The organism is Streptomyces sp. ML-6, from assembly GCF_030116705.1.
In the GTDB taxonomy this organism is placed as follows: Bacteria; Actinomycetota; Actinomycetes; order Streptomycetales; family Streptomycetaceae; genus Streptomyces.
On record NZ_JAOTIK010000001.1, the window covers coordinates 79,159 to 97,494 of the forward strand.

General features: G+C 70.7%; 14 protein-coding genes and 2 pseudogenes. 4 read left to right on the forward strand and 12 right to left on the reverse strand.

The window, feature by feature from the left end; genetic code table 11:
• Nucleotides 1-97: 97 nt before the first annotated feature.
• From OCT49_RS00375 to OCT49_RS39990, 4 genes and pseudogenes are all read left to right on the forward strand, one after another.
• A complete protein-coding gene (locus OCT49_RS00375) occupies nucleotides 98-271 on the forward strand; it encodes a nitrilase-related carbon-nitrogen hydrolase (protein WP_283849873.1) in 174 nt (57 codons plus the stop codon).
• A gap of 142 nt (nucleotides 272-413) precedes the next feature.
• Nucleotides 414-1,178: pseudogene (locus OCT49_RS00380) on the forward strand (transposase family protein).
• Nucleotides 1,179-1,314: 136 nt separating this feature from the next.
• Nucleotides 1,315-1,587 carry a DUF6225 family protein gene (locus OCT49_RS00385; protein ID WP_283849874.1) on the forward strand — a complete coding sequence of 91 codons (273 nt, stop codon included), beginning with the start codon at nucleotides 1,315-1,317 and terminating at the stop codon, nucleotides 1,585-1,587.
• 638 nt (nucleotides 1,588-2,225) lie between these two features.
• A pseudogene (locus OCT49_RS39990) lies at nucleotides 2,226-2,345 on the forward strand (FHA domain-containing protein); the annotation flags it as partial.
• Nucleotides 2,346-2,447: 102 nt separating this feature from the next.
• On the opposite strand, the gene OCT49_RS00390 reads toward OCT49_RS39990, so the two are convergent.
• The 12 genes from OCT49_RS00390 to OCT49_RS00445 all read right to left on the reverse strand — a co-directional run bounded on the left by OCT49_RS00390 (nucleotide 2,448) and on the right by OCT49_RS00445 (nucleotide 18,258).
• Entirely contained in the window at nucleotides 2,448-3,161 is a 714-nt protein-coding gene (locus tag OCT49_RS00390) for an alpha/beta fold hydrolase (RefSeq protein ID WP_283849875.1), read from the reverse strand.
• A gap of 170 nt (nucleotides 3,162-3,331) precedes the next feature.
• Nucleotides 3,332-4,240, reverse strand: coding sequence for a helix-turn-helix domain-containing protein (locus OCT49_RS00395; protein WP_283849876.1), 909 nt, complete (start codon nucleotides 4,238-4,240; stop codon nucleotides 3,332-3,334).
• Between the two features lie 41 nt (nucleotides 4,241-4,281).
• The gene (locus OCT49_RS00400) at nucleotides 4,282-5,133 is read right to left on the reverse strand and encodes an alpha/beta fold hydrolase (protein ID WP_283849877.1); all 852 of its coding nucleotides are present in this window, start codon (nucleotides 5,131-5,133) and stop codon (nucleotides 4,282-4,284) included.
• Between the two features lie 49 nt (nucleotides 5,134-5,182).
• Complete coding sequence (locus OCT49_RS00405) at nucleotides 5,183-6,517, reverse strand: PucR family transcriptional regulator (RefSeq protein WP_283849878.1); 1,335 nt, start codon at nucleotides 6,515-6,517, stop codon at nucleotides 5,183-5,185.
• Nucleotides 6,518-6,654: 137 nt separating this feature from the next.
• Nucleotides 6,655-9,492, reverse strand: a complete 2,838-nt coding sequence (locus tag OCT49_RS00410; protein ID WP_283849879.1) for a helix-turn-helix transcriptional regulator — start codon at nucleotides 9,490-9,492, stop codon at nucleotides 6,655-6,657.
• 60 nt (nucleotides 9,493-9,552) lie between these two features.
• Nucleotides 9,553-10,167 carry an FMN reductase gene (locus tag OCT49_RS00415; RefSeq protein ID WP_283849880.1) on the reverse strand — a complete coding sequence of 205 codons (615 nt, stop codon included), beginning with the start codon at nucleotides 10,165-10,167 and terminating at the stop codon, nucleotides 9,553-9,555.
• On the reverse strand, nucleotides 10,164-11,249 hold the full coding sequence (locus tag OCT49_RS00420) for an LLM class flavin-dependent oxidoreductase (protein ID WP_283849881.1): 1,086 nt from the start codon (nucleotides 11,247-11,249) through the stop codon (nucleotides 10,164-10,166). Before OCT49_RS00420 ends, OCT49_RS00415 begins: the two co-directional genes overlap by 4 nt.
• A gap of 105 nt (nucleotides 11,250-11,354) precedes the next feature.
• Nucleotides 11,355-12,191, reverse strand: coding sequence for an alpha/beta fold hydrolase (locus OCT49_RS00425; RefSeq protein WP_283849882.1), 837 nt, complete (start codon nucleotides 12,189-12,191; stop codon nucleotides 11,355-11,357).
• Between the two features lie 133 nt (nucleotides 12,192-12,324).
• A complete protein-coding gene (locus OCT49_RS00430) occupies nucleotides 12,325-15,081 on the reverse strand; it encodes an ATP-binding protein (protein WP_283849883.1) in 2,757 nt (918 codons plus the stop codon).
• Nucleotides 15,078-15,965 (reverse strand): carbohydrate ABC transporter permease, encoded by an 888-nt coding sequence (locus tag OCT49_RS00435; RefSeq protein ID WP_283849884.1) that lies wholly within the window; start codon nucleotides 15,963-15,965, stop codon nucleotides 15,078-15,080. Before OCT49_RS00435 ends, OCT49_RS00430 begins: the two co-directional genes overlap by 4 nt.
• Entirely contained in the window at nucleotides 15,962-16,927 is a 966-nt protein-coding gene (locus tag OCT49_RS00440; RefSeq protein WP_283849885.1) for a carbohydrate ABC transporter permease, read from the reverse strand. Before OCT49_RS00440 ends, OCT49_RS00435 begins: the two co-directional genes overlap by 4 nt.
• Entirely contained in the window at nucleotides 16,927-18,258 is a 1,332-nt protein-coding gene (locus OCT49_RS00445) for an ABC transporter substrate-binding protein (RefSeq protein ID WP_283849886.1), read from the reverse strand. The genes OCT49_RS00440 and OCT49_RS00445 overlap by 1 nt, the downstream gene beginning before the upstream one ends.
• Nucleotides 18,259-18,336 lie beyond the last annotated feature (78 nt).

Below are 18,336 nucleotides of genomic sequence, written 5' to 3' on the forward strand. Positions count from 1 at the left end.
CACCCCACTCCATCTGGCGACCACAGAACGACTCAAAGACTCACGAACCGCCCACTACGGTGCGGGCCCAGAGCAGTCGGCTCGCCGGGACGGGCACATGCAGGAGCGGGCAGCAGCGCACGGCGTATGGGTTGTGTTGTCGACCGCGGCGGGATCGAGCGGCGAGTACCGGGAGACCTCCGGCGGCTCCGGGGTGTGGGCGCCCGACGGCACACTGGTAGCCCAGGCCGGCCCCGAGGCCGGTGCCGTGGTCACCGAGACCCTCAACTGACGGTTCGTGGCCGCCCTTCGAGTGTGGGAGGCCATCCGCGGGATCCGGTGTCCCATTTGGAGCGGACCTGGACTCCGGAAGGAGCGAAGCTCCTGGTAGATGGGTTGTCGACCAAGATCAACCTGTCTGCCCGGAGCTTCACGTGCTTGTCTGCCCAGTTGGCGTCGATCTGTCCACCTCACACCTGCGGTTCCTGACGGAGCGGCTGGCGGCCAGGCGGCGCGAGCACGGGACACGATGGAGGCGCCTGACACCGGACCGGCAGGCCCTGCTCGTGTTGACACACCTGCGGTGCGGCCACACCTACGCGCAGCTCGCGACCGGTTTCCGGATCGGGATCGCGACCGTCTACCGGTACGTCGCCGAGGCCGTGGCGCTCCTGGCGGCGCTCGCTCCCGGCATCGAAGCGGCGGTGAAGGCGGCGGCGCGCAAGGCATTCGTGATCCTGGACGGCACGCTCCTGCCGATCGACCGGACCGCCGCCGACCGCCCGTTCCATTCCGGGAAACACAAGAAGCACGGTATGAACGTCCAGGTCATCACCGACCCGTTTGGGAACCTGCTGTGGGCCTCGTCCGCACTGCCCGGCGCGGTACACGACATCCGCGCGGCCCGCACCCACGGCATCATCGACGCCCTGATCGCAGCCGGCGTCCGCTGCTGGGCCGACAAGGGCTACCAGGGCGCCGGCGGCACCGTGCGGCTTCCATATCGCGGCTGATGGGAGAAGCTGTCCGCAGGTCAGCGGGCCGTCAACGTCTCCCACGCGAAGATCCGCGCGCTGGGCGAGCGGGCCATGGCTACCTTGAAGACCTGGCGCCTCCGGCGCAAACTGCGATGCTCCACCACCCGTATCACCGCTATCGTCCAGGCCGTCCTCACCCTCCACCTGAACTGCTCAAAATGAGGTTGGAAAGGGCTCACTGCTACTTCACGTGAACGAAGCCACACCTCAGCCCCCTGTGCCCCCGAACCAGTGCTCTGGCCCGGGGGTACAGTCGTGTCTCCCCCGCCAGGAGATCCCGCTCCGGGAGCCTGTGCCCATGACTGAAATCTTTGAGCACGCCCCGCAGGTCTGGAATGCCGCGCAGCTTCGGGAAGCTTTGAAGGGCCTTCCCGACGACGCGCCCATCCATATCGGTGTCGCGGAAGATCCCGGTGATTTCAGCGGATACCGCGGGGGTGTTCTCGTGGACGCTCACCGGGTCGAGAACTGGTGGCCGGCCACCGCCACCGAACCGGAGCGCACCGAGACCGAGAAAGGGCTGACGTTGTTCGTCGACTGGGAGCCGGGTGCGTACGACCGCCTCGAGTGAGCGAGACGTATTCCTGATCAGGTATGCGTGGTCTGCGTCGGGCGTTACGCCGTGCCCGGGTTTGTGCCAGGCAGATCTTCAGAACGGGGGGTCTTCGCTCCAAGCGGTGGTGGAGGGCTGTGGCGGACGAGGCTTGTCCTGTTGAAGGGCGGTCACGGCTTCTTCGATGCGGCCGAGGTCGATGAGGTACCCGGCCAGGTCGTGGCTGTTTGCGGGGCGTGGGGGCGCAGGACGGCTATGGCCTCCTCGGTGCGTCCGGCGTCGGCGAGCAACTCGGCGATGTGCGGTGCTGCGTACCAGGTGGCGCCCTCGGGATGGGCTTGAGCATGCTCCAGCGCTTCATTGACTCGGTCGCAGGCGGCCCAGCCGTCCTGCCCGGATCACCTGTCCGCGCTCCTGAACGAGATCGGGGTCCCTGCCCCCGCAGCCCGTGGCGCGGCCATTCGCCAGCAGCTGCTCGAACTGCCGGCCCCTGTCGTCGCGGACGCTCTCGGCTACCACGACAAGACCACCACCCGGTTCCGCGACGAGACTGGCGGGACATGGAGCCGATACGCTCCCGGTGCCCACACGCGGTCACCAGCAGGCTGGACTCCACAGAGAGTGGATGACCGCTGATCCACAGACTCACCAGGAACCGACACCACGAGATTTGGACCAGAACCCTCTTCACGATCCAGGATCCCGGGTCCACCAACGGCATCGTGCTGGACGGGCAGCAGGCCGCCCGCAGTACGCTCCCCGAGCACGGAGAATGAGCCCTGCGTCCCCAACGGGTTTCCTGAGCGGGACCGCGTCGGTCGGGCCGGGCCCGGCCCGACCGACGCGGTCCCGCTCCTGTCGTTGCGGAGGCCAGGCGGTCAACTCGTCGCCCGTACCACGTCCCTGATCAGGTCGGCGACCCGGGTGGGCTCGGACAGGACGACGGCGTGGGAGGCGTCCGGGAGTTCGACGACGACGGCTCCGGCCCGTGCGGCGCCGAAGCGCTGGATCTCGGGGCTGATCGTGCGGTCCGCCCCGGCCACCAGGGCCCAGGACGGTTTCGTCCGCCACGCCGCAGCGGACGCGGTCTCGGTGAAGGCGGCCGTGGCGAGCGGGCGTTGGGCCGCTGCCAGGACGCCGGCGACGTCCTCGGGCACGTCCGCCGCGAAGAGGGAGGGAAAGGCCGTCTCCTCGATGGTGAGCTCGACCCCGGAGTCGCCGTCGAGGAGCGGGTACGTCCACTCCTTCAGGCTGCCCGTCAGCGGGGACTCGGGGAAGGACGCTTGAAGCTGGCCGAGGCTCTCGCCCTCGTGGGGCACGTAGGCGGCCACGTAGACGAGCCCCACGACGTTCTCCGCGGCGCCGGCCACGGTGATCAGCGCACCGCCGTACGAGTGGCCGACGAGTACGGCCGGGCCGTCGACCTGCGCGAGGACGGAGGTGAGGTAGGCGGCGTCCGACGTCAGGCCGCGCAGCGGGTTCGACGGAGCGATCACCGGAATACCGCTGCTCCGCAGTTCCGCGATGACGCCTATCCAACCGGTCGCGTCGGCGAAGGCACCGTGCACGAGGACGACGGTGGGGTTGGTCATGCGAGTTCTCTTCTCGGTGTCGGGCCACGTGTGGGGCGTCTTCACGACGGTCAGGGCGCGGCCCGGAGTTCGGCGAGAGGTCCGTGCGACCGTCACTCACGGTAGAGCTGCGGGAGCGGCGCCTCTTGTACGTGCGCGCATCCGCACTGTCATGACGGCGCACACGCGTCTCAGAGCCTGCGCTCGTCCTGGGCGTCGGCGGTCATCGGCGCGAAGGCCGAGGTCGCCAGGGCCTGCCATTCGCTGGGGCTCATGCCATAGGCCCCGCGGAACGTGCGGCTGAAATGCGACGGGCTGCTGAAGCCCCAGCGGTGTGCCACCGCCGCCATGGTGATTCTCCGGTTGGAGCGGCCCAGTTCGAGCCGGCAGAACTCGAGCCTGCGCTGCCGCACCCATTGGCTCACCGTGCTGCCGTCGTTCTGGAAGAGCTTCTGCAGGTACCGGACGGAGATGTGGTGGGCGCGTGCGATCGACTCCGGCGACAGGTCCGGGTCCATCAGATGTTCTTCGATGTAGGCGTGGATCCGGGCCAGTGTCTCGTTGCCGACCCCGGACGCGTCGTCGGCCGCGTCCGTCATCTCCGCTTCGAGGAGCTCCATGACCAGGACGGAGAGGAGATGTACGGCCGTCCTGGCACGCCGGTCCCCGACCGTGGACCGGCGGAACTCCGCCTTGGCGGCGAGCGCGGTCAGGAAGTCGGAGGCCAGTGCCCCGATCCCCTCCCCGCCACGTACGGGGACCCCGAGCACCTGGTTCAGTTCCGACTCCGTGACGCCCAGATAGCAGCGGGGCACCCGGAAGAAGATCATCTGGCAGTCCTCGCCGAACCGCAGCAGGTGCCGTCGGGCCGGGTCGCAGAAGACCAGGTCGTTCGGCTCCAGCAGGGTCTTGGCGCGCTCGTGGACGACGGTGACGGGCCCACGGACGTGGACGCCGAGGTAGACGTGGTTCCGGTCACTCGTGTCCGGCATCTCGGACAGCATCTGGACCAGCCACCCCGAGCGGGAGGAGGGCGAGGCCGGGTCGGACGCTTGCCGGGGCACCCGTTCGGGCGCACGGGACATCAGTGTGAGGGGCATGGTGGTTCCTAGCCGTAGGTTCGTGCAGGCGGAGGGCGGATTCACGCCTCGTTCGCGGGCTTCTCGGCCAGGAACTTCTCCACCACGGCGTTGAAGGCCGGTGGGTTCTCCAGGAAGGGGAAGTGCGAGCTCGCCACGTCGGGGGCGAAGACGTGCAGGCGTGCGCCGGGAATTCGCTCGGCGATGAAGCGCTGCGAATCGGGGTGCACATGGCTCCCCTCACAGCCGATCACCAGGGTCGGCACATCGATCCGGGGAAGCACGTCCCGCCAATCCTGAGCGCAGTGGTCGAACAGCAGTGGCACGCCCGCGTAGGCGGGTGTCGACCTGATCTCCTCGGCGACGAAGGCCAGCACCTCGGGGTCGGGCTCGCCTGAGAACATGCCGCGCACGAAGTCGGCGCGGACCGTGTCGCCCTCTGGCCCCGCGAGGGCCACGCCCAGGTACAACAGCCCCGACACATCGAAGATGGCGCCGGAGTCCCGCTGTTCCCGCTCGGTCATCCAGGGCACGGCGGCGACCGCCGCGGGCTGGTCGACGGCGACGAAGCGCCGGATCCGCCCGGTCCCGTACTGGTCGATGAAGCTCCACCACACCGAGACGCCCATGGACCAGCCCAGTGCGTCGAAACGGTCGAGACCGAGATGGTCGACGAGCTCGAGCACGTCGCGGGAGAGCCGAGCGATGCGGTAGCCGTGATGCGGTTTGGCGGACTTCCCATGGCCGCGGAGGTCGACGGTGACGACGCGACGAGCGGGCGCCAACCCCTCGATCTGGTGGCGGAACACCGCCTGCGTCTGTCCCCAGCCGTGCAGCATCACCAGCGGGACGCCCTCGCCGCCGGTGTCCTGGTACGCGAGCTGTGCGCCGTCCGTCGTGATCAGTTCTTTCATGACCTCTCCCCTGGTCAGAGGCGGTACATCGTCCCGCCCGTCCCAGACATCATCGAATGGGGCCCGCCGCCCGCACCACCGCGAGCTGTAGGAATCGGGCCGTGGATCCTCCTCGCTTTGTCGAAGCGAGTCCGGGGTCACAGGGTCCCGTCTCCGCCGGATCGAGGAGTTCCTCGACCCTGAGGCCGAGGTGCAGGGTGAGCCGGTGGGCGCCGTCGTCAAGGTCGAGTCCGGTCATCTCCTGGATCTGGCGCAGGCGGTAGTAGAGCGAGGTGCGGTGGATTCCCAGCGTGTCTGCGGTCCTGGGAATCGATCCCCCGTGTTCGAGGAAGCACCGCAGGGTGTCCCGCAGGCGGTCGCCGCCATGAGCCTCGCTCAGGGTACGGAGCGGCTTCGGGACCAGCGACGCGTTCAGGGCGTGCTCGGGGAGCTGGAGCAGCACGGCGAGTTCCCCGAGCAGTTCCCAGTCACCGGTGCTCTTCAGGGTGGGCAGTCGGCGTGCCGCGCGTGCCGCCACGAGCGCCTGCTCGTGTGATGTCCAGGCGTCGTCCAGGCTGGGGTGCCGGCCACCGACGCCGATCACCGGGTCCGCCGACGGGTCCAGGAAGGTGCGGAGTTCGTCGAGGATGCGGGCGGACTGGGCGGCGATCTCGTCCGGCCCGGGCGGCCGGTCGCGGAGCTGGAGCAGCATGGCCCGCTCTTTGCCGATCGCGATGAGGCCCTGGGCGGAACGCGTCTGCCGGTACCCCTCCAATGCCGCCCACAGCGCTGCCTCGGACTGCCGTACGAGCTCCGTCCCGCAGCTCAGCTGGACGACGGTGACCAGGACGTGCTCCGCCGCCCCGAGCAGGCCGAGCTCCTTGCCGTGCCGACGCGCGGTGGTGCGTGCGGCGACGTCGACGCCGACGAGTGCGAGGGCCAGGTCCCGCTCGTCGGTCTTCCGGGTGTCGGCGGCGATGTGCTCTCCGTACATCTGGGCCGACATGGCGTCCGCGGCCCTGGCGATGGCAGCGGTCTCCTTCTTCCCCAGCGTCTTCTCGGGCACGACCACCACGAGCAGCCCGAGGAGATGTCCGCGCTCACGCAGCGGTACGACGTAACGGGGCAGCAGTCCGAGATCGTCACGGCCGTCGATGAACCCGGGCCTGGACCACTGGGTCACGCCCTGGGCGAGGACGTAGCGAATGGTCGCGTTGTCGGCGCGGCCCTGCAGCAGGGTGCCGATGCGCACCGGGTCCTCGTCGCCGAAGTGGCGGCTCGTGCAGACCATGCGGACCAGTGGGTCGTCGACGGCGACGGACCGGCCGAGCCGCTCCGCGAGCTCGTCGACGAGCGCCTGGAGCTCGGCGCTGCCGGGGCGAGCTCGCTGGATCCTTGCGGTCATGCGCTGTTCCTCTCTGGATCAACTGTTCCCCGCGGACGTCTTCATTCCGCGGCTTTTGATCATTCTGAGGAAGCGACGACGTCGGCACATCGCATGAATCGTCCATTGCCATGACGCCCACGTGGGATACGAAGCGACTACTCTCCGCTGTCGCGATGCTTCACCAGCCGGGTCAGCTCCACGCGCGAGGTGACGTCCAGCTTGGTGAAGGCCCGGCGCAGGTGCGAACTCACCGTGTGCGGCGAGAGGGAGAGGTGCTCGGCCACCTGTTGGTTGGTCAGCCCTCGGGCCACGAGCCGTACCACCCGTGTCTCCGCGGCCGTCAGTTCGGGCCATGCGCCGTCGAGTCCGGCGAGCGAGGGCCGCCGGCGGACACCGGCGGCCCGAAGGCGCCGGCGCACCCGTGCAGCGTCCCGTTCGGCGCCCGCTCGCGCATAGAGCGCGAGGGCCGTCTCGAAGTACGGCACCGCTTCGGACCTACGGGTGGCCGCCAGCTTGCGTCCGGCGTCCTCCAGTGCCGACGCCCGGGCCAGCACCCGCGGGCAGTCCTCGTACAACCGGACGGCACGTACCAGCCCGTCGAGGTCGTTGTCGAGGAGCCCCCGGGCGTGCACGGCGGTGGCGGCGAGGAACGTGAGGTCGGGATTGAGTGCGGCTCGCCGCTCGGCCTGGGCGACCGCCTGCGCGGCCCGTTCGAGCGCGCCCGCCCTCAGCGCCAGACGGACGAGCACCGGGGCGTCGGCGGGGTCGATCAGGCCGGCGTACGCGGGCCGGTCCTCGGCGGACGACGTCATCACCGCGTCGAGTTCGGCCATGGCACGGTCGGGCCGGCCTTCGAAGTCGGCCATCAGTGCCAGCATCCAGGAGCCGAAGTGCCGGACGACGGGCGCGCCGTCGCTCCGCATGCGCCTCGCCTCCGCCGCGTACGCGCGTGCGGTCCGCTGGTCGTCGGTGTGGAGGGCGACGCGCATCATCACGTACCTGAGCGTGACGTCGGCGAGGTTGCCCGGACCGAGATCGTCGGCCGTGGGGGACGCGGCTTCGGCGTCGGCCCGGGCGTCCGTCAGCCGTCCGACTTCCAGAAGGATGCGGGAGCGGGTCATGAGCCACATACGGGTGGCGGCTGTCCGGCCCTGCTCCCTGGTGATCCGGATGCCCTCCTCCGCGACGGCGAGCGCCTCCGCGGTGCGTCCGGTGGTGTTCGACAGGAGGGCGTGCCACAAGGCCTCCGGCACCCACAGCGAGGTGCTGACGCCCAGGGCGTCGGCCAGCGCGGCGGACCGCTCGGCCTGCCGGAACGCCTCGGTCAGGTCCATGCGGTGGAAACTCACGGCCGAGCGGACCGTCGTCAATGTGGCCTCGGCGGTACGGTCCCCCGCTGCGGCCGCGGTCTCCCACGCCTCCGCGGCGACCTGTTCGGCTGCCGCGTGCTCGCCCGACATCGACAGGCTGACGGCGAGCATGGCGAGGAGTCGCCCCCTCGCGGTCGCGGAGATCCCTGGCAGTGCCGCCCCGGCGCGGGCCTGCCGGACCGCCTCGGAGAAGTTGAACGGTACGGCGAGGCGTGCCAGGGCGAGGCGTATGAGCGCCTCGTCCTCGGGTCCGAGACCGCCGGTCGCCAGGGCGGAGGCTCCCAGTTCACGCGCCTGTGCGGCCCGGCCCGTCTGCCAGAGCAGCGGGATCGTCTCGGCGATGAACCGCGGCCGCTCCGGAGCGTCCGCCATGGTGAGTTCCAGGGCCTTGAGGCTGCGCTCCGCGGCGGGTCCGGGAGCGGTGGCCGCGAGTTCCGCCGCTTCGGTGCGCAGCCGGTCGGCCTCCGCAACGTCTCCCGGCGCCGCTCTCCCGGCCTCCGCCGCGTCTGCCGGTGCGTTTCCCGGCGGCAGCCCGGCGGCCTGCCGGCCAAGGGCCTGGCGCAGGGGCAGGGGGAGGCCGGCTTCCACCGCCTCGCGGATCAGGTCGTGGCGGAACGCGAGGCGATCGCCGCTTTCGGCGAGCAGATCGGCGTCGAGGGATTCCTGCACCGTCCTGATCATCGCCGCCGGGGACCTGCCGAGCAGTTCGGCGAGTTGTGCGACGGTGACCGGGCCGCCCACGCCGGCCGCCGTCCGCACCAGCTCCCGGGCCTCGTCCGACAGCTGGTCGAGGCGGCGCACGACGGAGGGAAGCACCCGTGGGGCCGGGGGTCCGGCGGACAGCCTGGCCATGCCGTTCTCGATCGTCACCGCCTCGTCCTCCCGCAGAGAGCCGAGCAGCTCGACCAGCAGCTGTGGCACCCCCTCGGCGCGGCGTGCGACGCGCAGGACATCCGGGTCGGGAGTGGCGCCCAGGACGTCCTCGCTGATCTGTGCGGTCGTCCGGTCCCCCAGCGCGCCCAGCGCCAGCTCGTGTGCGCCTGCCTGCCGGATCCTGTCCAGGGTGGTGCGCACGCCCGACGGCACGCTGCCGCCGCGCACGGCGACCAGCCAGAGGATGGCGTGCGACGAGAGTCCGGCCGCGAGGGTGTGAAAGGCGAGGAGGGTCAGGTCGTCGCACCACTGGAGGTCGTCGAGGACGACGAGCAGGGAGCCGTTTCGCACGGTCTCCCGCAAGCGGTCCCCCAGTTCCTGGAGCAGCCAGAACCGCTGGCCGGGTGTTGTGGCGAGGTCCCGGAGACGGACGACGTCCGACAGCGGCCCTTTGTCGGCGAGCACGCCGTCGAGGAGCGGGCCGAGCGGCACGAACTGTTCGTCGGGGTCCGCCGCCCCCTCGAAGACCCTCGTCCCGCGCCGCCGCGCGGCTGCTGCGGCCTCCGCCAGGATCCTGGTCCTGCCGATGCCGGCCGGACCCTCGACGCGGACGATTCCGCCTTCGCCCCGGTCGAGCGCGTCGAGCCGCGCCTCGATGAACGCCAGTTCCGCGTCCCTGCCGCGGAGGGGTGTCCGTACGCCGTCGAGCTCCTCGGGCACGGTCCTTGTCGTCACTCGGTTCACGCTCATACGGCGGAACAGTATGAACCATATGAACCACCCCGCCGTCGCCCGGCCCGGAGGCCCGTCTCAGTCGAAGCGCAGGTCGGCGAGTTGCCGTTCGAGGACCGTGACGTCGTCCTCGGGCTCTTCACCGACCGGGCGCGCCGCCATGAGCGTGGCGAGCTCGGCGCCCGCCCGGCGGACGCGGCCGGGCAGACCGTCGGTGTACTCGTCCCCACCCGGGCCCCAGTCCTCGGAGGCCGCGAACACGGCGGTGGGGACGACGACAGCACGGAGATAGGCGAAGAGCGGGCGCACGGCGTGCTCCAGGACCAGGGAGTGGCGGGCGGTACCGCCGGTCGCCGCGGTCAGGACCGGCTTCCCGGTGAGGGCGTCCGGATCGATCACGTCGAAGAAGGACTTGAAGAGACCGCTGTAGGAGGCCGCGAACACGGGAGTCACGGCGATCAGGCCGTCGGCCGCCGTCACCGCGTCGATCGCGGCGCTCAGTCGCGGCGGTGGAAATCCGGTCACGAGGTGGTCGGCGATGTTGCCGGCCAGTTCGCGCAGCTCCACGACCTCGGTGGACGCCTCGTGGCCCCGGCCGGCGAGTTCGTCGCGGGCCGATTCGGCCAGCCGGTCCGCGAGCAGGCGGGTGGAGGAGGGGGTGCTCAGCCCTGCGGAGACGACGATCAGCTTCACGCGGCGGGCACCTCCCGGACGGCTCGGAGGGACGCGTGCGTGGGCGCCTCCGGCACGTCGGCCGGACGCCCCTGGGCGAATTCCCTCCGCAGCACGGGCACGACCTCCTCGCCGAGGATGTCGAGCTGTTCCAGGACGGTCTTCAGGGGCAGGCCCGCGTGGTCCATCAGGAACAGCTGGCGCTGGTAGTCGCCGACGGTCTCCCGGAACGACAGGGTCCGCTCGATGACCTGCTGGGGAGAGCCCACCGTCAGCGGGGTCTGCTCGGTGAAGTCCTCGAGCGACGGGCCGTGGCCGTACACCGGCGCGTTGTCGAAGTAGGGACGGAACTCCCGTATGGCGTCCTGGGAGTTCTTCCGCATGAAGACCTGTCCGCCCAGGCCGACGATCGCGTCCTCCGGCCGGCCGTGGCCGTGGTGCGCGAACCGGCGCCGGTAGAGCTGCACCATGCGCCTGGTGTGGTCGGCCGGCCAGAAGATGTTGTTGTGGAAGAAGCCGTCGCCGTAGAAGGCGGCCTGCTCCGCGATCTCCGGGGACCTGATGGATCCGTGCCAGACGAAGGGCGGGACCCCGTCCAGGGGCCGAGGTGTCGAGGTGAATGCCTGGAGCGGCGTACGGAACGTGCCTTCCCAGTCCACGACGTCCTCGCGCCACAGCCGGCGCAGCAGCGCGTAGTTCTCCCTGGCGAGGTTGATGCCCTGGCGGATGTCCTGGCCGAACCACGGGTAGACGGGACCGGTGTTTCCGCGGCCCAGCATGAGGTCGACCCGGCCGTCGGCCAGGTGCTGGAGCATCGCGTAGTCCTCGGCGATCTTCACCGGGTCGTTGGTGGTGATCAGCGTCGTCGACGTGGACAGGATCAGCTTCTCGGTGCGGGCCGCGATGTAGCCGAGCATGGTGGTCGGTGACGACGGTACGAACGGCGGGTTGTGGTGCTCGCCGGTCGCGAAGACGTCCAGGCCGACCTCCTCGGCCTTGAGCGCGATGGCGACCATCGCCTTGATGCGCTCGCGTTCGGTCGGAGTGCGACCGTCGGTGGGGTCGGGGGTCACGTCCCCGACGGTGAAGATGCCGAACTGCATGGGGTGTCCCTGCTCTCCTGAGCTCGTCCGGTTCCCTCGCCGGGAACCGGGGGGCCGGGGTGACGCCGGGCTGCGGCGGCACCCCGGCGGGTCAGCGGTGGGGCGTCACTTCGCCAGGAAGGCGAGGAGGGCAGTGTTGACCTCCTCGGCGTGGGTCCACAGCAGACCGTGCGGGGCGCCCTCGATCTCGACGTAGTCGGCCGACGGCAGCGCCTTGTGGAAGGGGCGCGCGGTGCCCTCGGCCGGCAGGATCCGGTCGGCGGTGCCGTGCAGGATCAGGGCCGGCACGTCGACGGCGGGGATGTCGGCGCGGAAGTCGGTGTACCAGGTCGCCGGCGCGGCGGACGCGGCGAAGGAGCCGCCACGCGCCGCGGTGTTCCAGCTGTTGCGGACGGCCTCCTCGCTGATGCGGGTGCCCAGGTTCTCGTCGAGGTTGTAGAAGTCGTTGAAGAAGGCCGTGTAGTAGGCGTAACGGTCCGCCTTGACGGCGGCGACGACGCCGTCGAAGAACTCCTTCGGGGCGATGCCGTCCGGGTTGTCGTCGCTCTTGAGCAGGCAGGGCTCGAGCGAGGCCAGGAAGGCGACCTTGGCGACGCGGCCGGAGCCGTACGCGGAGACGTAGCGGGCGACCTCGCCGGTGCCCATGGAGAAGCCGACGAGGACGGCGTCCTTCAGGTCGAGGGTCTCCATCACGGTGTTCAGGTCGGCGGCGAAGGTGTCGTAGTCGTAGCCGGTGGTCGGCTGGGAGGACTGCCCGAAGCCGCGGCGGTCGTACGTGATCACGCGGTAGCCGGCTTCGAGCAGAGCGGCGCTCTGGCGCTCCCAGGAGTGGCCGTCGAGCGGGAAGCCGTGGATGAGGACGACGGGCTGTCCGTCTCCCTGGTCCTCGAAGTACAGCTCGACGGGGCTGGTGTTCTCCTGGCCCACGGTGATGTACGGCATGGGGGTGCTTCCTCGATTCGGGTGGCTGGTCCGCGCGTCGGAGCGGCGCGGTATGCCCGTCACGCTAGGACCGGTCGCGCACCTCCTGTTGCCGTCCCGCGCACCACGTCTTGCACGGGGACGTAGAGGTCGCTCAGTCGCCGGTGGCCGTTCCGGCGTCGTCCTCCGCGAGGACGATCCGGGCCAGGTGGACCCGCGAGCGCACCGCGAGCTTGCGGAAGATCGACGCCAGATGGGTGTTGACCGTGTGTGGGGAGACGACGAGGGCCTCCGCGGCCGACCGGTTGGTGTGACCCGCGGCGATCAGCCGGGCCACCTTGCGTTCCGAGGCCGTGAGCGCGTTCCAGCCCTGGTCGGTGCGCGGCCGAAGGCGCCCGGTGCGCCGGCCGGAGCGGCTTGTGGCTCGCTCCAGATCGGCCCGGACCCGGTCGGCCTCGGCGTCGGCCCCGGCCTGGGCGTAGATGTCGTGCGCCCTGGTCAGGGCGGGTGTCGCAGCGGGGTCGCCTGCCGTGAGGAGAGCGCGCCCGAGGTCGGCGGATGCGGCGGCGAGGTGCAGCGGCCGGGGGCCTGCGAGGAGGATGCGGACGGCCCGCTCCAGGAGTTCGTGGTCGGAGTTCACCAGGGCGGACGCGTGGGCGGCCGTCCCCTGGGCGGTCGGCACGGTGGGGGTGCGGATGGCGTGTTCGGCGGCCTGGGCCGCGAGGTCCTCGGCCAGGCCCCGGTCCCCGCCGCGCAGGGCGATCCGCACGGCCTGGACGACATGGGGGCGCAGGAGCCGCCACCGGAGGAAGGGGTGGTCGCGCTGCACGGACCGGACGAGTTCGGCCGCTGCCGCGTGGTCGCCGTCGGCGTCGGCGACCACGGCCTCGAAGTACTGGTGTGTGGCGTGGTTACCCGTGTTCGGCCGGTCAGCCACGGTCGCCCGCATGACGTCCAGGTGTTCCCGCGCGGCTTCGCGGTCGCCGCGCAGCATCGCGAGGAGGCCGCGGTTGACGCGGATGTTGACCAGGTTGCCGGGCACGTGGAGATCCGCTTCGAGACGCTCGGCGGTGGCGAAGTCGGCGTCCGCGTCGTCGAGTCGGCCGAGCCCCATGTTCAGGGTTCCCTGGGCCCAGATGAACATGGCGGGGCGCAGGGGAGCGTCGCCCGCCGTCCCGAGCAGTCGCCGTACAGTGTCGAAGTCGTCCATGTGGATCAGGGCGACGGCCTCCTCGGGAAGGAAGGCCGTGTCGAACACACTCAGCGCCGTGTGGTGTTCGACGGCGGCGGCGCAGTCGCCCGCGTTGAGGGCGATCTCGCCGAGACCCCACAGCGCGAGGACGCGGGCCTCCCGGTCACCGGCCCGCTCCGCCTCGGCGAGCGCCCGTTCGCCGGTCTCGCGCGCGGCCGCGAGGTCGCCTCCGCGGGACCGGGCCAGGGCCTGCCGGGCGGTCAGCCGGGCCCGGATCACCGGGTCGGTGACGGCTGCCAGCGCCGCCGTCGAGCGGCGGGTCAGCTCGTGGACGTCGTCGAGGTGCCACAGCGTGTCGCCGAGTACGGACTGCAGACGGGCGAAGACGTCGAGGGGCGGCTGCCGGGCGAGCAGCGCGTCGCCGGTTTCCCGTGCCTGCGTGTACCGGCCCGCGCGGGTCAGCGCGACGATGGCCTGTTCTCCCACGTCGTACGCCAGGGGCGCACGGGGCGGTACGAGTTCCAGGGCGCGTACGGCCAGGTCGGCGGCGAGGTCGGGCATCACGGCGCTCACGTCCGTGGCGGCCGTGCCGAGCAGTCCGATCGCCTCCATGTCGCCGGGTTCGGCGCTCTTCAGCAGGTGCGGGACCGCGTCGACGGAGCTCCGGCCCGCCGCGACGAGCCGGCTCGCGGCCTCCCGGTGCAGCGCCCGGCGTACGGAGGGGGCGAGGTCGGCGTACACCGCCTGGCGGAGCAGGTCGTGGCGGAACAGCAGGCCTTCGCCGTCGTCGTGGAGGAGGGCGGCGGCGATCGCCTCGTCCACTTCGGCGCTGAGTCCTGAGGCGGGCCGGCCGCACAGGGCGGCGGCGTCGGCGAGCGAGAACGCGCGGCCGAGGACCGAGCCGATCCGCAGGAAGTGCAGGGTGTCCGGCCGGAGGTCGGCCAGCCGGCCGCGTACGCCGAGGACCAGCCGCTCGGGCGGTTCCGGCCCGTCCGCGCCCGACGCCGCAATGCCCGCGAGCATCTCGGCCGCGAGAAAGGGGTTGCCGCCCGCCCCTTCGAGGAGCTCCTCGACCTGCGTCGGCACGTTCCCGCCGAGGACGTCGCGTGCCAGCTCGGCCAGGGCCGTATCGGACAGCGGCCGCAGCGGGAGGGTCGTCGTCAGCGGCCCCTGCCCGTAAAGTTCCGGGTCCTCCCTGCCCGTGAGCAGCCAGAGGACCGGGGAGCTGAGCAGCCGTGCCGGCATGACGCTCAGGGCGAACCGGCTGAGCGGGTCGGCCCATTGGACGTCGTCGACCGCGATCAGTACGGGCGTGCCCGCAGAGCGTTCCTCGATCAGCTGGGCCAGCCGTTCGACGAGCCAGATGCGCTGGTCGTGGTGGCCGGCGAGGTCCGCGAAGTCCGTGCTGGAGAGCAGCGGCGGGTCGCCGTGCAGGAGGCCCGAGGCCAGTGAGGCGAGCGGTGCCAGCTCGTGCAGTTCCTCGGCACGTCCGTGGCTCACGACGAATCCATGGGCCCGTGCGATCGAGACGGTTTCCTGCAACAGCGCGGTCTTCCCGATCCCGGGCTCGCCCAGGAGGAGCGCGATCGCTCCTCCCTCCCCGTCACGCACCGTCTCCACCAGGGTGCGCAGCCGCTCCAGCTCGGCTTCGCGGCCCCGCAGCCCGGGCTGGCTCAGCCCCGTCGCCCCGCCTTGCTCGTCGGGCCGGTCGGGGCTCATCCCTTGACCGATCCGGCGAGGAGTCCCCGTGCGAAGTGCCGCCGGAGGGCGAAGAAGACGAGCAGCGGGACGAGCGCCGCCACGAAGGCTCCTGCGGTGAGCCGCTGCCATTCGTTGCCGTAGGTTCCGGCCAGGCTCGCCAATCTGACGGTCATCGGCGCGGTCTCGGCCGTTCCGCCGGACAGTGTCAGTGCCACGAGGAGGTCGTTCCACACCCAGATGAACTGGATGATGGCGAAGCTGACCAGCACCGGGCGGGCCAGCGGCAGCGCGATCCGGAGCAGCAGCGTCCCGTGCGAGGCGCCGTCCACGCGGGCGGCCTCGATCACGTCCCGGGGCAGCCCCGCGAGGAAGTTGTGCAGGAGGAACACCGCGAACGGCAGCGCGAAGACCGTGTGGGCGAACCAGACCTGGCCGAACCGCGCGGGACCGGTGAGGTGCCAGGCGGGCAGGAACAGCCAGCCCTGGGAGAAGAGCTTCAGGAGAGGGACGAGCGCCATCTGGAGCGGCACGACCTGGAGCGCGAAGATGCCGACGACGAGCGCGTCGCGCCCCCTGAAGTCGATCCAGGCCAGGGCGTACGCCGCGAAGAAGGCCAGGACGAGCGGGAACAGCACCGAGGGAACGGTGATGACGACGGAGTTGACGAAGTACTCCGCGAGCCGCCCCGGCCCGTTCCCGCCGCCGGACAGCACCTCGCCGTAGTTGTCGAGCGTGAGGTGCGGCGTACCGAACACGGTCCACCAGCCCGTCGTCTTGATCTCCGGCTCGGGGCGGAACGAGGAGAGCAGGAGACCGAGGGTCGGTGTCGTCCAGAGGACCGCGATCACCACGGCGATCGACGTGAAGGCGCGGGAGGCCAGACGCTCCTGGACGCCGTTCACCCCGTCCTCCGCTGCGCCCGGACCTGGTGGGCGACGAAGGGGGTGACGAGGAGGAAGAGGAGCACGGCGAGCGCCGCGCCGCGGCCCGTCTCGCCGTAGCGGAAGGCCTGGTCATACATCTCGTGGGCGATGACGCCCGTGTCGAACTGTCCGCCGGTCATGGTCTTGACGATGTCGAAGGCCTTGAAGGTGCCGATCACCTGGGCGAGGAGCACGACGAGCAGCGTGGGCCTGATCGACGGCAGGGTGATCCGCCGGAAGATCTGCCGGGGGGACGCACCGTCGAGCCGTGCCGCCTCGGTCAGCTCGGTGGGAACGGCCCTGATCGCGCCGGTCAGCAGGACGGCCGCGAAGCCCGCCTGTGTCCACACCATCGCCACGATGAGGAACAGGACGTTCCAGGGAGAGTCCACGAGCCATTGACGCGGTTCGCCGCCGAACGCGACGACGAGCTGGTTCAGCAGCCCGATCTGCCCGGCTTCCGCGGGACGGTAGGCGTAGACGAACTTCCAGACGACACCCGCGCCGACGAAGGAGATCGCCATCGGCGTCAGGACGAGGGACAGCGCGAACGCTCTGAACCGCGACCGTGCGACGGTCGCCGCGTAGAGCAGGCCGACCGCGGTCGACGTCAGCGGCACGAGTACCACCCACGCCAGGGTGTTGCGCAGCGCCACCAGCGACCGGTGGTCGGTGAACATCCACACGTAGTTGTCGAAGCCGACCCACGTGTCTCCCCCGCTGCCGGTGAACGACAGCACCAGGGTGCGCAGACCGGGCAGGAGGAGACCGACCGTGAGCAGCAGCAGCGCCGGGGCCAGCAGGATCAGGGCCGCGGCCCTCCTCCGCACCGGCCTCCGGTGCAGTGCAAGCAGGACCAGGGAGACCACCGCCGCGAAGGCGGCGATGCCCTGGAGCAGATACAGCAGCTTGGGCTGCTGGGCGACGGAGTCGAACGACATCAGTTTCTCGGCCAGGACCGTTCGATGGAGTCGGCGACCTGCCGGGTGCTCGCGCCGCCGATCCAGTCGACGGCTCCCTTCCAGAACGTCCCGGCGCCGACCGACGCCGGCATCAGGTCCGAACCGTCGAACCTGAACTGTGTCCTGGGATCCTGGAGCAGCTGGATCGAGAGCTTGTCGACCGGGGTCGCGGCGTTCGCCGGATCCACGCCCCTGTTCGCCGAGACGAACGGGCCCTTCTTCATGCGCGCGTTCGCGAAGTCTGCAGAGGCCAGGTACTCCTGGAACGCCCGCACTTCGGGGCGGTCGGCGAACGCCGCTGTGAACACCCCACCGCCCAGTACAGGGCGGCCGGCCGGATCGGCTCCCGGCAGGAGGAAGGCGTAGACATCCTTGTCCGGTCCGATTTCGGCGCCTTTGGGCCACATGTCGGCATAGAACGAGGCCTGGCGGTGCATCGCGCAGTCGCCGGAGAGAATCGGTGTGCCGGCCTCCTGGAAGGAGATCGACGCCATCGACCGGGCCGGGCCGAAACCGCCGTTGGCGTATCGGTCGTTCTTGAGGATGGACCCCACGGTGTCCATGGCCTTGATCACACGCGGGTCGTCGAACGGGATCTCGCGGGCGACCCACTGGTCGTAGACGTGCGTGCCCTGCTGGCGCAGCAGGACGTCCTCGATCCAGTCCGTCACGGGCCAGCCGGTCGCCTCGGCGGACTCGATGCCCGCGCACCACGGCTTGACGCCCGACGCCGCGACCTTCTCCGTGACGGCCATCAGCTCGGACCACGTGCGGGGAACGCTCAGTCCCCTGTCCCGGAAGAACTTCGGGGAGTACCAGACGAACGACTTCACGTTCGCGACCAGCGGCGTGCCGTAGAGGGTGCCGTCCACGGTCGCGTAGCTGTTCCAGTCCGCCGACCAGCCCTGCTTCGCCAGGGTCGCGACCCCGGCGCTCACAGGCTTGAGCTTCCCTGCCCGCGCGAAACGTTCCAGGAGTCCGGGCTGAGGGAAGAACGCCACGTCAGGCGCACTCCCGCCGTCGACCCGGAGCTGGATCTGGGCCTCGAACTCTCCGTCCCCCTCGTACTGGACGTCGATTCCCGTGCAGGCCGCGAAGTCCGCCCAGGTCTCTTCGAACAGGTCGGCCTCCCGGTCCCGGTTCTCCGCGTAGACGGTGACCTTGGTACCGGGGTGCTTGCCGTACCTGGCGTACGGTGCGCAGTCCGCGGTGGTGTGCGACCGCGAACCGCTGTCCTGCGGGGTGCCGCAGGCCGTGGCTGTGACGGCGAGGGTGATGACGGCGAGCGCGAGCCTCGCGCCGAACCTCATGGGTGTGCTTCCTCCGATCGCCCGCCGCATGTCCTCGGCGGGCGTTTCGGAAAGCTACCTCCTTCGAACGACATAGAC